The 14692-nt window shown below is 49.4% G+C and carries 15 protein-coding genes; 3 read left to right on the top strand and 12 right to left on the bottom strand.

Going from position 1 to position 14692, the window contains the following annotated elements:
• Positions 1 to 20 precede the first annotated feature (20 nt).
• From GJJ30_RS24155 to mce, 5 genes are read right to left on the bottom strand one after another with little or no spacing between them, the layout of a single operon-like run.
• Entirely contained in the window at positions 21 to 974 is a 954-nt protein-coding gene (locus tag GJJ30_RS24155) for a sugar phosphate isomerase/epimerase family protein (protein WP_154177757.1), read from the bottom strand.
• Positions 975 to 977: 3 nt separating this feature from the next.
• Positions 978 to 2354 carry a cystathionine beta-synthase gene (locus tag GJJ30_RS24150; RefSeq protein WP_154177756.1) on the bottom strand — a complete coding sequence of 459 codons (1377 nt, stop codon included), beginning with the start codon at positions 2352 to 2354 and terminating at the stop codon, positions 978 to 980.
• A gap of 12 nt (positions 2355 to 2366) precedes the next feature.
• A complete protein-coding gene (locus GJJ30_RS24145) occupies positions 2367 to 2942 on the bottom strand; it encodes a hypothetical protein (RefSeq protein WP_154177755.1) in 576 nt (191 codons plus the stop codon).
• Positions 2939 to 4051: an AAA family ATPase gene (locus GJJ30_RS24140; protein WP_154177754.1), complete on the bottom strand. Its 1113-nt coding sequence runs from the start codon at positions 4049 to 4051 to the stop codon at positions 2939 to 2941. Before GJJ30_RS24140 ends, GJJ30_RS24145 begins: the two co-directional genes overlap by 4 nt.
• A 42-nt stretch (positions 4052 to 4093) precedes the next feature.
• Entirely contained in the window at positions 4094 to 4504 is a 411-nt protein-coding gene (mce, locus tag GJJ30_RS24135) for a methylmalonyl-CoA epimerase (RefSeq protein WP_310588417.1), read from the bottom strand.
• A gap of 197 nt (positions 4505 to 4701) precedes the next feature.
• On the opposite strand from mce, the gene GJJ30_RS24130 reads away from it, so the two are divergent.
• Together GJJ30_RS24130 and GJJ30_RS24125 are read left to right on the top strand one after the other, a co-directional pair.
• Positions 4702 to 5028, top strand: a complete 327-nt coding sequence (locus GJJ30_RS24130; RefSeq protein WP_154177752.1) for a HesB/IscA family protein — start codon at positions 4702 to 4704, stop codon at positions 5026 to 5028.
• Between the two features lie 168 nt (positions 5029 to 5196).
• Positions 5197 to 5772, top strand: a complete 576-nt coding sequence (locus GJJ30_RS24125; RefSeq protein WP_154177751.1) for an acyl-CoA thioesterase — start codon at positions 5197 to 5199, stop codon at positions 5770 to 5772.
• Between the two features lie 102 nt (positions 5773 to 5874).
• Here GJJ30_RS24125 and GJJ30_RS24120 read toward each other — a convergent pair whose 3' ends face one another.
• From GJJ30_RS24120 to GJJ30_RS24100, 5 genes are all read right to left on the bottom strand, one after another.
• On the bottom strand, positions 5875 to 6306 hold the full coding sequence (locus GJJ30_RS24120; RefSeq protein ID WP_154177750.1) for a nuclear transport factor 2 family protein: 432 nt from the start codon (positions 6304 to 6306) through the stop codon (positions 5875 to 5877).
• A 125-nt stretch (positions 6307 to 6431) separates the two neighbouring features.
• Positions 6432 to 7949 carry a glycoside hydrolase family 32 protein gene (locus GJJ30_RS24115; RefSeq protein ID WP_154177749.1) on the bottom strand — a complete coding sequence of 506 codons (1518 nt, stop codon included), beginning with the start codon at positions 7947 to 7949 and terminating at the stop codon, positions 6432 to 6434.
• Between the two features lie 45 nt (positions 7950 to 7994).
• Positions 7995 to 8954, bottom strand: coding sequence for a methylenetetrahydrofolate reductase [NAD(P)H] (metF, locus tag GJJ30_RS24110; protein WP_154177748.1), 960 nt, complete (start codon positions 8952 to 8954; stop codon positions 7995 to 7997).
• A 126-nt stretch (positions 8955 to 9080) separates the two neighbouring features.
• Positions 9081 to 9722 carry a LuxR C-terminal-related transcriptional regulator gene (locus GJJ30_RS24105; protein ID WP_310588377.1) on the bottom strand — a complete coding sequence of 214 codons (642 nt, stop codon included), beginning with the start codon at positions 9720 to 9722 and terminating at the stop codon, positions 9081 to 9083.
• A 103-nt stretch (positions 9723 to 9825) separates the two neighbouring features.
• Complete coding sequence (locus tag GJJ30_RS24100) at positions 9826 to 10605, bottom strand: sensor histidine kinase (RefSeq protein WP_154177747.1); 780 nt, start codon at positions 10603 to 10605, stop codon at positions 9826 to 9828.
• 913 nt (positions 10606 to 11518) lie between these two features.
• Here GJJ30_RS24100 and GJJ30_RS24095 point away from each other — a divergent pair.
• Positions 11519 to 12592, top strand: coding sequence for a ScyD/ScyE family protein (locus GJJ30_RS24095; RefSeq protein WP_154177746.1), 1074 nt, complete (start codon positions 11519 to 11521; stop codon positions 12590 to 12592).
• 105 nt (positions 12593 to 12697) lie between these two features.
• Here GJJ30_RS24095 and GJJ30_RS24090 read toward each other — a convergent pair whose 3' ends face one another.
• Positions 12698 to 13447, bottom strand: a complete 750-nt coding sequence (locus tag GJJ30_RS24090) for a porin family protein (RefSeq protein ID WP_154177745.1) — start codon at positions 13445 to 13447, stop codon at positions 12698 to 12700.
• 87 nt (positions 13448 to 13534) lie between these two features.
• The gene (locus tag GJJ30_RS24085) at positions 13535 to 14677 is read right to left on the bottom strand and encodes an NAD(P)-binding domain-containing protein (RefSeq protein WP_154177744.1); all 1143 of its coding nucleotides are present in this window, start codon (positions 14675 to 14677) and stop codon (positions 13535 to 13537) included.
• Positions 14678 to 14692: the final 15 nt, after the last annotated feature.

The raw sequence follows: 14692 nt of genomic DNA, 5'->3' as shown, positions 1-14692 counted from the left end.
CTATTTGAATTCATAACCCATCATTCATAACTCCTTAGGGCTTTTTTGACTTTTTCGTAAAAGACGGGGACTTTCTGTTTGGGGTCTCCTTTGCCGAGGGTTTCGATGGGGAGATAGCCCCGGTAGCCGGATTGGCGGACGATCCGCATGATTTTGTCCAGGTCCGTGACGGTTTCCTGCCCATCGACAAAGAGGTTTTCTTTGATCTGCCAAGTCGCGGCAACCGGTGCAACGCGGGCGATTTGCGCGTACGGATCGCCGATTTTGAAGCTGCCAATGTCCAGATTAACCGCCAGCCATTCCGAATCAACCCGTTTGACGATTTCGAGCACATGGTCCGCCGTCTGGATAAAATCCGCGTGATTTTGCAGGACAATGATAACACCCTGACGGGCCGCCTGTTCAGTGCATTCCCGAATGGCATCGACCACCCAGGTCGTCACCTCGTCCCGGTTATAGCCGGGTTTCAGTTCCTTGCCGATTCCGGAGAAAATCCGTAAAACCGGTGCTCCCAGGCGGGCGGCAAAACCGATCCATTTGCGAACCAGCTCAACTTCCGCTTTCCGACGTGCGGGATCAGGCAACGTAAAGTCGTTCCGCACCCCCGTTCCGCTGATGTCGAGCCCCAGCCGAAACGCTTTGCGCTTGATCTGGTAGACGTAGCTGTCGTCGGGCAAAACCGGGTAATTCGGAAAGTAATAACCGGTCGGATCAACCGCGTCGAAGCCCAGGTCGGCGCAAAATTCCAGCACCTGTTCCAGCGTCATCTGGCCTTTCGTCAGCGGTTCATTGAACGAATAGAGATTGCAACTCAGCCGCACATTCTTCATCTCCGCCCGTTCAGTCGGCGAACCCGATTGACCGATTAACGGAACCGTTGCCAACAGCGGCCCGCTCGCCAGGGCGGTTTTCAGAAAATCCCTGCGGCCTGATTGGGTTGATTGCGGTTTTTCAACCCATCGTTCCTCGTTCATCATTTAATTGGTGATCGCGGCCAGCAAATCGGCTTGGGTGATGATGTGCACCTGCTGGCTTTCGTCGCGCACCAGCAACGCCTTGTTGTCGCGGTCGATCAGGGACGAAAGAACGTCGACGGTATTGTCCAGCCCGACAAATTTGAACGGTTTGTCCATCACTTCGCCCACGGTCAGGTCTTTAACGGCAGGGTCTTCGATCAGTTTGGAAAGAATCGTTGAATCGGTCAGACTGCCCACGATTTCGCCGTTGGCTTCCGTCACCGGAATCTGGGAAATGCTTTGCTGATTGAGCAGCCGAATCGCATCGCCCACTTTCAGATCGCGATCTACGGTCGTCAAAGCCCCTTTCCCATTTTTACTCCGAACGATGTCGCGGGCTGTCGAAAATTCGCGGGCTTCCAGAAAACCGTGGTCTTTCATCCAGGTGTCGTTGTAGATCTTGGCAAGGTACCGCGTTCCGTGGTCCGGCAACAGAATGATCATGATATCGTCGTCGGTCAGGTGTTCGCGCGCCCATTCCAGCGCCCCGTGCACTGCCGAGCCCGTCGACCAGCCGACGAATAATCCTTCTTCTTTCGACAACCGTCGGGCCATAATCGCTGCGTCCTTGTCGGTCACTTTCACAAAATGATCGATCAGGCTAAAATCGACGTTTTGCGGCAGAATGTCTTCGCCAATGCCTTCTGTGAGGTACGGGTAAATCTCGCGTTCGTCGAAAATACCGGTTTCCTTGTATTTCTTGAATACCGAACCGTACGTATCGATGCCAATCGTCACGACGTTCGGGTTTTGCTCTTTCAGGAATTTGGCCGTGCCGCAAATCGTCCCGCCCGTGCCGACGCCCGCAGCAAAATGCGTGATTTTACCTTCGGTATCGCGCCAGATTTCGGGGCCGGTTGTGTCGTAATGGGCTGCGGTATTGGAAAGATTATCGTATTGATTGGGGTAAATCGAGTTCGGAATTTCGCGGTTCAGGCGCTTGGCGACGGAATAATACGAGCGTGGGTCATCGGGTTCGACGTTCGTCGGGCAAACCACCACATCGGCGCCCACGGCCCGCAGAATATCAATTTTCTCCTTCGACTGCTTATCCGCCATCGTGAAAATGCACTTGTAGCCTTTCGCAATGGCCGCCAGCGCCAGTCCAAAACCGGTATTGCCGCTCGTCCCTTCGATGATCGTGCCACCCGGCTGAATGGTTCCGGCCTTTTCGGCGTCCTCGATCATGCGAATGGCGATGCGGTCCTTCACCGAGTTGCCGGGGTTGAAATATTCGACCTTCGCCAAAACCGTCCCCCGAATGCCTTTCGTCACCTTATTCAACTTCACCAGGGGCGTATCGCCGATGGTATCGATGATGGAATTGTAATATTTCATAGGTTTGTGGTTTTAGTATTTCGCCAGAAAGGTAACGACTTGCTGGTGAAAGTCGCGAAAACTTTCGGAACGGCTTTCGAGCCAGACAATATCTAAGCCCGACAGAAGTTCGCGAGCTGACTGTAAACGCCTATCCGAATTGTGTTTATCACCGTAGATCTCGCGCTTAGCCTGCGTCCGCGTGAAACTTTCTAACGATTCGTTTTTGGTAGAATGAGGATTTGTCCGACGCCATTTCAAATACCAGAACCAATGCTCAATGCATTGAACAGGTATCATAAGGATTGCTTTCTGGTCCCCTTTGCAAGCATCTTTCAAATGGGTTTTCACTTTCTGGATCGTTGCCTTCTCTATCGAGTCCGTATCCCGCCCAATAAACAATACATCTAAACCAAATTTGGCAATTCCTTGCCACAGCGCAATCGCTACATTATTATCAACTTCTCGTTTATTGGTAGCCTGAATCTGCCATCCAAAATTTTCCTCTTCAACAAATCGATTCGGATATACGGTAATCAGGTAATTAGTTAGGAATGTTTTCTGGGCTTCGTCTTCGCCGAAAAAACCGTATTTAAATGGCCTACTCATTTCGGTACTCCTCCCAAAAAGCCAACGGTCCAGGAATCGCCTAACGAGTCCGTATAATGCGGGGGCTCAATACCTAAGTCCTCACTGCGTTTCGTATCAGGTTCGATTACATCGCGTTGTAGATTTTTTACTTTCGTAGCGCCTTCATCATTGTTTTTATCAAAAATAAATACGCTTTCCGGCATATCTTTAAACATATCAAGCACAATCGGGCTATGTGTTGTCATAATAACCTGAATATCTTTTTCGTCTGCCAGCCTAAATATAAAATTGACAACTTCTTTTATACGCCGTGGGTGAATGCCTTTTTCGGGCTCTTCAAGAAGAAGAAGTTTTGGAGGGTTAGGCTGATGAATAATACATAAAAGGGCAAGAAAATATAATGTCCCTTCAGAAAGTTCATTAGACCAAAAAGTAATATTTTGTTTTCCGTTTGCTAACCCAAATCGTTTGAAGGAATTATTAATTTTGTCCTCACTATATATTTTTTTTAAATTGTCATTAGGCTGTACATCGTCTAATTTAATTTCATCAAATTCAGGAATGCATTGATGAATATATAATTCTATTTGGTCAAATATATTCCTTCTATACCTGCTAAGCATCAAGTCCAAGAATCCTACAATATTAGAGGCATCAGCATTTACAACTTCTTCACCTGTACCAACTGGTCCAGGTTTGTCAATTCTATTAGAATCGGGCTTATAAATTTTCAATTCCCCTGTTCTAGACTTTAACTCATTTGTATCATATGCCCCTCTATCAGATCGCTTATGGCTTACCAATTCCTTATCCTGATATATCCAATAGGATTTACTAATCTCGGAGCTTTCATTGATTTTAGTTTCAAATACTATATTAACTTTATAGTCTTGATCATGATCATATTCAAATTGAATTTTAATTTGGCTTTCAGCATTTTGATTAAAAGACAAACGCTTATACTCCAGTTCGGCCTGATTCGTATTATCCTTCACCATATACTCCAGCGCCTTCAAAAAATTCGTCTTCCCCGAGTTATTCGGACCAATCAACAGATTGACTTTCTGAAGATCAAGCGTGACGTCTTTCAGGCTTTTAAAATTCTGGATGGAAACGCGCTTTAGCATAATAGTAATCTCAGTTAATCCTTTAATCTGTGAAATCCCAGTTCAAGACGGTTTAATCTCCTGACACAACTCCACCAGCACGCCGTTCGTTTCTTTGGGGTGCAGGAAGCAAACCAGCTTGTTGTCGGCGCCCCGTTTAGGGGTTTCGTTAAGCGGAGTGAAGCCTTCGCCTTTCAGTCGTTCGATTTCGGCGTAAATATCCGCGACTTCAAACGCGATGTGGTGGATGCCTTCGCCCTTTTTTTCCAGAAATTTCGCAATCGGGCTGTCGGGGTTGGTGGCTTCCAGCAGTTCGATCTTCGTCTGGTTGATTTTGAAAAAAGAGGTGGTCACGCCCTCCGACGCCACGGCTTCGGATTTGTACGGGTTACAGCCCAACAACCTCGTAAACAAGTCATTGGAAACCGCCAGGCTCTTCACCGCAATCCCAATATGTTCTACATTCGTCATTATTTTCTCCGCTTACCTCTGCTGTCCTCTGCGAATCTCCGCGAAATAGCACTCTTCCGGTGCCCAAGTTAAAGAATATTTCGCAGATGGGACCGCCCATGCGGTTAAACAGCGATGAGCGGAGTTAAGCGGAGTTTTTGAAGAAACTTTTCTTTTTGGGAAGCGGTTTTTACCTTAGCGTCTAACTATTACGTAATAACATGGTTTCGGTAACGGACAAAGCCAAAGATAAAATTGTCGAACTCCGCCAGAAAGATGGCCTGAACGACAACTATGCCATCCGCGTGGCGGTGCAGGGCGGGGGATGCTCCGGTCTGATGTACGATCTGCAATTCGATACGGATCAGCAACCCAACGACCACATCGTGGAGGACAAAGGCATTAAAATTTACGTCGACCGCAAGAGCCTGCTCTACCTGGCGGGCACCGAACTGGATTTTTCCGACGGCCTGAACGGCAAAGGATTCCAGTTTAAAAACCCCAACGCCAGCCGGACCTGCGGCTGCGGAGAGAGTTTTTCGGTCTAAGCTATTTCTTGATTAGGTTTGTTAAAGGCACCGTCGGCTTCCACGCGGTGCCTTTTTTATGAGCTATGATTACGGTGATGCTTCTGATGTTTATGATTTTTTAAAAAATTGATTTATCATTATTATCATAAAAATCACCGTAATCATAGTCCGTAAGCACAGTCCTTTATGGCCCCCAAATCCGTCGCTTCTTCCCGCACCACGCTCACTGAGCTGATGATTCCTTCTTACGCCAATTTTGGCGGCAAAATTCACGGCGGTATTCTGCTGTCGCTGATGGACAAAGTGGCGTTTGCCTGCGCGTCCAAACATTCGGGAGCTTACTGCGTGACAGTTTCGGTCGATGGCGTGAATTTCCGGCAGGCCGTGGAAGTCGGCGAACTGGTTTCGCTGATGGCGTCGGTCAATTACGTCGGCCGCACGTCGATGGTGATCGGCATTAAAGTGATTGCCGAAAACGTTCGCACCGGAACCGTCAAACACACCAATACCTCGTATTTCACGATGGTAGCCACCGACGACGACCACAAACCAACCGAAGTGCCGCCCCTCCTGCTCGAAACGCCCGACGAAACCCGGCGGTTTCTGGAAGCCATCAAACGCAAGGAACTCAAAGAAGCCTACAAGGAAGATTTCAACAACGAAAAATCCCGGATGCGTCTCGAAGACGGCGGGCTGGAATTATTGAAAAAGGAAAGGTGCGTCGTGGACTATGATTACGGTGATTTTGATGATAAAAAGTGATTTTAGTAATGAAAATGATACTTGAATTCAAGAGTTGTAATCAGCAAAATCACCATAATCAGCAAAACCACTTTTTATCATCAAAATCACCGTAATCATAGTTCAGTTAGCCAACTTCAACGACTGCCAGGCAACCATTTGCCACTGCGAACCTTTCTTGACGTACACGTCCGTGTAACGAAGTTTCGTGTTGATCGTCTGCCCGTTATTGGTTGCTTTGACCAGGCAAACACCGGTAATCACCGCCGTGTTGCCGTACAAATGAATGGTTTGTTCCTGCGCACCGATCGATTCGTACGACTGTTTCCCGTCTTTCAGCGATTGAATGAAGGATTGCTTGGTATCCTGGTTGCCGTTGGAATGGTTGTAGGTCAGTTCGTCGCCCAAAGTTTTTTCCAAAACCGCATAATTACGGGTCACCTGGGCCTCAAAACGTTGTTTCTCAACCTCCAGCACGGCTTTCTCGGCCGCCGAGTTTTGAGCGTAAGCGATTGAACTGATGAATAGGCCTGCAAAAAGAAGGAAGGGTTTCATAAGAAAAAAGGTCCTGAATCGTCTTGAACTGGGATTACACGGATTAAAGGATTAACTGGGGTTTCTTTACTGATTAATGAATTCCCTTAATTCCACAATCCGCGTAATCCCGGTTCAGAAATTCATCACGGCCAAACCGATTCAATATTTCGGATGGTGACCGCCCGAAAGCCGTCGCCGAAAAATTCAAAACCCTGGCTGGCCGGTTTTGGAAAAATCAGGTTCGTTAAGGCAACCTGTCCGTCATTCACGAAAACTTCCACCGACGAACGATCGACAAAAATTTGCATTTTAATCCGGCCGTTTGGACTGTCTTCCCGCTTCAAAGGTGCCGAAAAACGACCGCTAAATTCTTTCTTGAAACCGGTTTGTCCCGAATGGGTTCGATCCACGTAAACTTCCTGTCGGGCCACGTTGTAGCCAACAATCGTTTCTTCGCCCGCTCCTTTCCGCACTTTCACGCCAAGGTCGCCGGTCGCCGTCTGGCCGGGCAATTCGGCCTCCAGGGTCAATACGTATGCATCGCCTTTGATGCGGTTGGAATCGATACTGCGGTTTAATTCTTTCGTATCCAAACCACGCCATTGGAAACTGTCCGACGTCAGCGGGCGGATTTCCCGGGCCGCTTCCTGCCGAAGTTCGTACCCGTTTTTGGACTGAACAATTTTCAGGTCGCGGGGCAGCGTCATCGCTCCCCGAAACGGATTGGTCGGAATGTCGTTGGCGTATTGCCAGTTATTCAGCCAGCCGAGGCTGATTTTGCGGGGCGTGTTGTTGAAGGTAATGGCCGCGTAATAATCCTTCCCGTAATCGACAAACCGCACATCGCCCTGCTTGAAATCGCTGCGGAAGCTTTTGCCGTCGAAATCCCCAATGTAATACTGCATGCCCGAACCGCCCGCCGGTGTGCCCGCGCCGATCGACATCAACAGCAGCCATTTGGTGCGTTTCGAGCCCGCAACGGGCATTTCCAGCAACGCCGGACACTCCCAGATATTTCCCGGCGAGTCGGCCGACGCAAACTCACCGGTTTTTTCCCACTGTTTCAGATTGGCAGAACGGTAGAAAACCGCCTTCTTCTCGGTTGGTAACACCACCGTCATCACCCAGCGTTTCGACGGTTCGTGCCAGAATACATTCGGATCGCGAAAGTCTTTCTTCTGGACATCAATAACCGGGTTATTTTCGTACTTCGTCCAGGCCCGGCCCCGGTCCAGGCTGTAGGCGAGGTGCTGGCTCTGGTTCGTTTCGCGGTGGTTGGTATAAATAGCAACCATCGGAATTTGACCGTTTTTGCCAAAACCGCTCGTATTCTTCGCGTCAACCACGCAGCTCCCCGAAAAAATCATTCCTTTTTCGTCTTCGGCAATGGCGGGCGGCAATTCGTTCCAGTGAAACAAATCCGGACTGACGGCGTGCCCCCACGTCATGTGCCCCCAGCGAATTCCTTTCGGATTATACTGGTAAAAAAGGTGATATTCCCCGTCGTAATACACCAGCCCATTCGGGTCGTTGGTCCAGTTGATACGGGGTGAAAAATGATACTGCGGACGAAAAGGCTGATTATAAGCCGTATCCTGCCCCAAACTCGACAGCGCCTGGAGAATCAGACCGAAAAGAAACCAGTTGCGTGGATTTTTCATGGTAAACAGTTGAGTTTAGGGAAATCAGAAAAACCGGTAGTCGCGTCAAAAAATTTCCCGGGCAATCTTAACGATATTATCCGATTTTCCCATCGTATAAAAATGGAGTCCCGGCGCACCGGCCTGAGTCAGTTCGCGGCACTGTTGCACGCACCACTCGATGCCGACCTGCCGCGCCTGGGTGTCGTTTTCACAGACTTCCACCGCTTTAACGAAATCCGGAGGCATTTCGAGGTGAAAAAGCCGGGGCAGAACTTGTAGCTGTTTGCGCGTACTGAGCGGTTTTAGTCCCGGAATAATCGGCACGGTAATGCCTTCCTGCCGGCATCGTTTCACGAAATCAAAGTATTTCCGGTTATCGAAAAACATCTGCGTAACAATGTAATCGGCGCCATTTTCGACTTTCAGTTTCAGGTATTTGAAATCGGTATCGTGGTCGATCGCTTCGAAATGTTTTTCGGGATAAGCCGCCACGCCAATGCAGAAATTGCTGGGCGCCATTGCGTTTTCGCCTTCGTGCAGATAAATGCCCCGGTTCATGTTGGTCACCTGCGCCACCAGTTCACTGGCGTAGGAATACCCGTTTGCTTTCGGTTTGAAGGTGCTGAACGGTTTGGCCGGATCACCCCGCAACACCAGCACATTATCGATTCCCAGGTAATGCAGATCGATCAGGAAGTCTTCGGTTTCTTCCTTCGTAAAACCGCCACACAGCACGTGCGGAACCGGGTCGACGCCGAATTTGTGCAGAATTGCCGAGCAGATGCCCACTGTGCCGGGACGTTTTCGGGTAATGATTTTTTTGATTGTTCCGTCGGGCTCGGGCCGTTCGATGTACTCTTCGCGGTGGTACGTTACGTCGATGAAGGGCGGCTTGAACTCCATCAGCGGCTCGATATTGTCTAACAGATTTTTGAGATTGTCGCCTTTGATGGGAGGAATAACTTCAATTGAAAAGATCGTTTTTCCGTTTGCCTGACGGATGTGATCAGAAACTTTAGCCATGCGATTTTTGGAACAGTACGGCGCGGTTTGCCCGGTGCCGAAGCGGAAATTAGGAAACGTAACGCTGTAGTTACCACCCAGCCTTACTCAACCGCAAAAATACTGGAAAAATCGGAGATAATCCGTTTAGAGCTGAACCAGCCCCCGCCGAACGGCTTCCAGTGCCATGCCAACCCGGCTTTTTACATTCATTTTCTGGAACAAAGCCTCCCGGTAGCCATCCACGGTGCGGGTGCTGACACACATCTGGTCGGCAATCTGGGCGTAGGTAAGGTCGCTGCAGGCCATTTTCAAAAAGGCGTGTTCCCGATCACTGAAAGGAAAATGAACCGCCGGTTTATTAATTCCGATTGCGTTCAGGCTTCGAACCAGCCGGTCGGTGAGGAAATCGGGGTAGTGATATCCTTTGGCATTGAGATCGTCCAGGGCGTGAAGCAGTTCACTGGATCGGCAGTTTTTGAGTAAATAGCCCAGAATGCCGTTCCGCGCCATTTGAACGACATTTTCTTCCGGATCCATCAACGCCAGTACTTTAATAGCCGGACATCTTAATTTCAGATAAGCGGCCACCTCATATCCATCGATTTTTGGCATGCGGCCATCCACCAGTACAATTTCCGGACAATCTCCCCGATTGAGGTGCCTGATTAGCTCAAGGCTCGTTCCGGCAATAAACCGCACTTCATACTTGTCAAATTTCTGAATCAATCCGACGAGCGCCTGAGCGGCCAGGGGCTCAGTGCCGACAATAGCGAGGAAGGTTTTCACGGGGGATAGAGATTAGTTAACGCCTTGAAATTAAGCGAAATCTAATATCCAAACAAGAAATATTTACCTATTTTCAAGCAGTACTTTTACTTAAAACCGGAGCCTACGCAATCGCGCGTGGCAACCGGATTTCAATCCGCGTTCCCCACCCCGGCTCGCTGTTGAGGATGCTTTCTCCACCCAATAAACGGGTGCGTTCCTGTACGTTCTTTAAGCCCGAGCCGACCTGGTTTGCCGTTTTTTCAACGTCAAAACCGCAGCCGTCATCGGCAATTATCAGAATAAACTGGTCGGGGCCGTAATTCGTCGTCACCGTCAGTTGGCTACCGCCGGAGTGTTTGACCGCGTTGGTGAGCGACTCCTGAATGATGCTGAAGAGAATCTTCTCGGTTTTTTCGTCCAGTATATAGGGCGTGCCAACCGAATGGAATCGGGTTTGAAACTGGCCGACCCGCTGAATCTGCTCAAGTTCCAGCGCAATTATTTCTTTGATTTTATACTGACGGGCGGTGCCGCTTCCGATCCGATCGAAAAGGTGCTGAACGGCGTCCTGAGTCTGCGTGAGCTTTTCTAAAGTCTGTTTTATGGCCGGTCCCTGAGGAGTTGCTGCCAACTTCTTTTCGAGGACATTCAACTGATTGACCGTCAGCGCCAACGGCGGCCCGATGTAATCCTGCAACTCCTGCCCAATCTGTTGAACCGTCCGCTTTTGAATGTCAAGCTGGGACTGCAGCGTTTCACGAACGGAAGACTCCTGTAAAAGCCGCTGTTTCCAACGTTGGCGGAACACGAAAAAGAAAGCAAAAACAACGCCGACCAACAGCAGTATCAGCAAGATAATGGTAGTAATGGACAGGACAACTTCATGCGGTTTGTTTACCATTCCTAGAGGAATTAATGAGCGTGCTTGCCTAGTGATAAAAACAAACTAAGCAATTCATTCAAGAAATTCGCAACGTTGAGTGTCACAGATCCACTATTCGGAAAACAAATCCGTCTACATTCATCTGAAAAAATGGAAGACATAACAGGTTGCCGATATGAGCGGCCCTGTTTTCAGATGAACTGAAGCACCTTACTGTACTAAATAGTAATTTTAAAAATAGTAGTGCCGAGCGTAAAAACCAAGTATGCCAGCGTAAAATAGTCAAAACCGGGGTTGACTGGCCGGATTCAATGGCGTTGTTTATTCACCTTTTCAACGGTTTTCCGGCACCGGTTTCAGTCTCAACTCCCTGATATTAAACCCAAACCCACCTGGTCTGCCAGCACTGATGCTAATCGTAAATAAAAACCGTCTGGCCGGGATTGGACGGGAAGTTGGAACATCCGTTATCGTTTTTGGAACATGCGTTATCATCGGTCTGTGTTTCTTCCTGTAGGTTTGCGGCTAACAAATTCACCAAAATTTCAATAGCATGCCCGTTCTTTTCCCTATTTGACTGCCAACCGCTTACCAGCAAATTCCGGTTCGAACGAATATGCTGAACCATTTTGCAGCCGTTTGTAACCAACCTCTGGCGAAGAATGAACCAGTAACAGGTAAAGCAATTGCCGTGTAATAAATTAGCTGTTACTACTTATTCACTTTGATTAATTTACGGCAGAAATACGCAGGTGATGAATCAAAAACGATTCATCTGTGGAAATGGCTGTTCCAACCTAAAAAAATGTCACCATAGGATAAAAAATAGATACTTCAATTTTGAGGTCAGGCTAACTTGCGTCCTCTCTCTTTACAAATTCTGTTCCCCAATGCCGCTTAATTTTCACCCTAACAATTTTCAATTACAATTATGAATACAATACGCTCTACGTTTCAGTTTTTGCTGACATTAACGGTTGTCGGCAGTTTACTTTTTGTCGCCGAAAGTTGTGGCACGTTGGAAGATCACAAAGCTCCGGACCCAGCCGGTTTTACGGCTGAACTTCTTTTCGGAGCTCCTCCTACTGCCCGGGGAACCGGTGAAAATTTGCAGTCACCCATTGGACTGACGGTTGGAAAAAACGAAGTGTTATTTGTAACCGAAAACGGAACGGGCCATAATGACGGAAGTGTATCCGCCATTACGGGGGGAATGAAATACCCGGTAATTACCGGCTTTAACTCGTATACGACGCAGGAATCCGGATTTGCCGAAGGCTTGGCACACCTCAAGTACAAAGATGGCAAGCTCTATATTCTGCATGGCATTGATGCAAAACTATACATTTATGACGTTTCGGGTTTTGTTCCGGGGGTAACCGTTCCGGTAGCAGCCAGTACCCTGGCAAGTGAAGACATTGGTTCCGTTATCAAGCCCTTAAGCGGTAAAACGCCGGGTGAATCAGATCCGTATAACCTGACCTGGGGACCGGATGGCGACATATTTATTGCTGATGCAGCTGCCAACCTGATTATTCGTCGGAACAAAACTTCAAAAGAACTCAGCGTTTACGCACGCGTAGGCCCATTTCTCCCTGCCGCTGGCTCTCCGGATGCTGTACCGACGGGCATTGTTTACAACGGAACCAAATTCTTAATATCAACCTTGACCGGTGGACCTTTTACTCCCGGTGCTTCACGGATTCTTCAGATAACTCCTGGTTCTACACCTGCTGTTGCAGAATACAAAACCGGCTTTACATCATGTACGGACATCCTGTTGACTCCGGGCGGAAAACCGATTGTAACGGAATACGGCTGGCCATTCAATCCCGGCAATCCTACCCGGATAGCGAATGAGAATGCAGTTACTTTACCGCTGGATCCTGCCTACCCCATTAGTCATGCTATCGACATCGAATTAAGCGAAACGATGGGTGATACCTATTACCTGCTCGACTACGGCTACGGTACCATTCTGAAGCTGAAAGGAAAAGGTTTGTAATCCAAATTGGGGTTTTAGTTTTCGGTTTTCAGTGTACGGTTTTCGGTAGTTAACGCATGAAACAATGAATGCGCCAGCCACCGAAAACCGTTTTTTATTGCCGAATCAAAACGTCAGCAGCAAACCCGCGGAGGCATAATTGATCCAGGTAAACGTGTAGATTTCGTCCGAATCGGCCCCGCCTTCAACCACGCGATACCCAAGTTTAATCCCCAGCTTGGAGCTAATGTTATAAGCCGCGCCCACAAAAATATCTTCCGCCCGGCCCGCCTTCGCGCCCAGGGCATCTCCCTCCAGCAAAACCGTCCAGCGATCGGTGGGCGAATAAGCCGCGTAAAAATTCAGCAGCGGCACAAAACCGACGTTATCATAGCCCGTCTGATTGGATTCGCCTTCAAACCGAATATTGGCATCCCGGATTTTGGCCGTCAGCCCGGCCCCGACCCGCCAATGGTCACGAACCACGAAGTCGTAGCGATACGTCAGCCGATAGGAATTGAATTTGTAAAAAACCGTGGTGGGCTGATTAGCTGGAAAGACGACATTATTGTAGTTGATATCCTGCCCGAAACGTCCCTGATACCGAACCGTCAGGGGAGCGTATAAAGCCGAGATGGTATGGCGATTGGCGATCGTGTACCCCAGGCGAGCCCGGTAAAAAACTTTCGGATTAGCGCTCAATTCCTTCGCCAAATCAACCAGCGTCCCGCCCCGATTCGGAATCCGGACATCGGTATACGCCGTTCCAAGAACAACCCCCGATTCAAGATCGAGCTTCAACTGGGCCCGCAGCGGCAATGCCAGCAGGAGTAAAAAAATCGGCGCAAGCGCCCGCGAAACAGAAATACGGCTCATACGATGTAAAGTGTGGACATCGGATAAACCCGTTATTGCGTGAATGGTTTTCGGTATGCGGTTTTCAGTATACCGACAACCGTAAACCTATTCCCCGTTCAAAACCGCACCCAAAATGCGGGAAGCCGCCCGAACGCCGATGGTAAATCCAAAGAATGGCCCGAATGCCTGCCCCGCCGGGAAACTACTGAAATACAAGCCCGTCACGTTGCTCTGAAACCCTTCGTCCAGAACCGGAAAACCGTTCGTAATTTCCAATTCGGTTAGCAACGATTCGCTCAGAAACGGCAATCGCCGGATATCCACCTGGTAGCCCGTTGCGGCAATCACCTCATCCACAGCCAGTTCCTCGCCCGAGTCCAGCGTTACGGACAAACCACCCGGTTTTTCGGAAACCGCCCGCACCTGCGTTCGGGGGTGTAAGTGCACCTCCGGCCGAAAAATCCGTTCGGCCAGCCAGGGCTCCAGCTTCAGCCGCCCTTCTGTCCAGAGCCGAAGGCGCTGGACTTCTTTTTCTTCGGACGATAATCGCCGGAACCAGCCGGGTTGATCGACCATCCCGGTCACCAGCGCTTCCACCCACGACCAGTCCGAAACCGTAAACTGGGGCGTATCGTGCCGGTAACTCAGATCGACGCGGGCCGCTCCGGCTTCCCGCAACAAAGCCGCCCACTCAAATGCGCTCTGACGACCGCCCACAATCAGGACTCGTTTATCCCGGTAAGCCGCTAAATCGTTGGCATCGCGGGTATGTCGCAGTCGGGCGACCGGAATCAGTTCCGATACCGAATCCGGCACGTGGGAATAGGAATAAAAACCGGTTGCCACCACCACCTGCCGGGCTTCCAGGTTTGAACCATCCGCCAATGTAGCGCGAAAACCGGCTCCGTTTCGACTCAGTTGCGTCACGTAGGTTTCCTGAATTGGAAGTTGTGTTTGACGAATAAACCACTCACAATAAGCCAGATATAACTCCAACGGCAACGGTTCAAGCTGTTCTGTTGATTCCCCGCGCTCAGTCAAAAACCGCTCAATCGTCCACTGATTATCCGGATCAAGGTGCCATTCTACCCCCGATCGCAGTAACATTCCGGCGGGCATGTGGCGTTTCCAGAATTCCATGGGATACCCGACCAGCCGGAAATCGTGCTGCCGGTTTTGAAGATAAGCCGCCAGGCCCAGCCCGAAGGGACCGGCGCCGATAATCAGGGTTTCGGAATCGTGGTTCATGGTAAGGGTAGAATG

It is taken from the genome of Larkinella terrae (genome assembly GCF_009668025.1).
Classification (GTDB): Bacteria; Bacteroidota; Bacteroidia; order Cytophagales; family Spirosomataceae; genus Larkinella; species Larkinella terrae.
The sequence above is the reverse complement of the archived record's forward strand: the minus strand, read 5'-3'. Positions and strand labels throughout refer to the sequence as shown.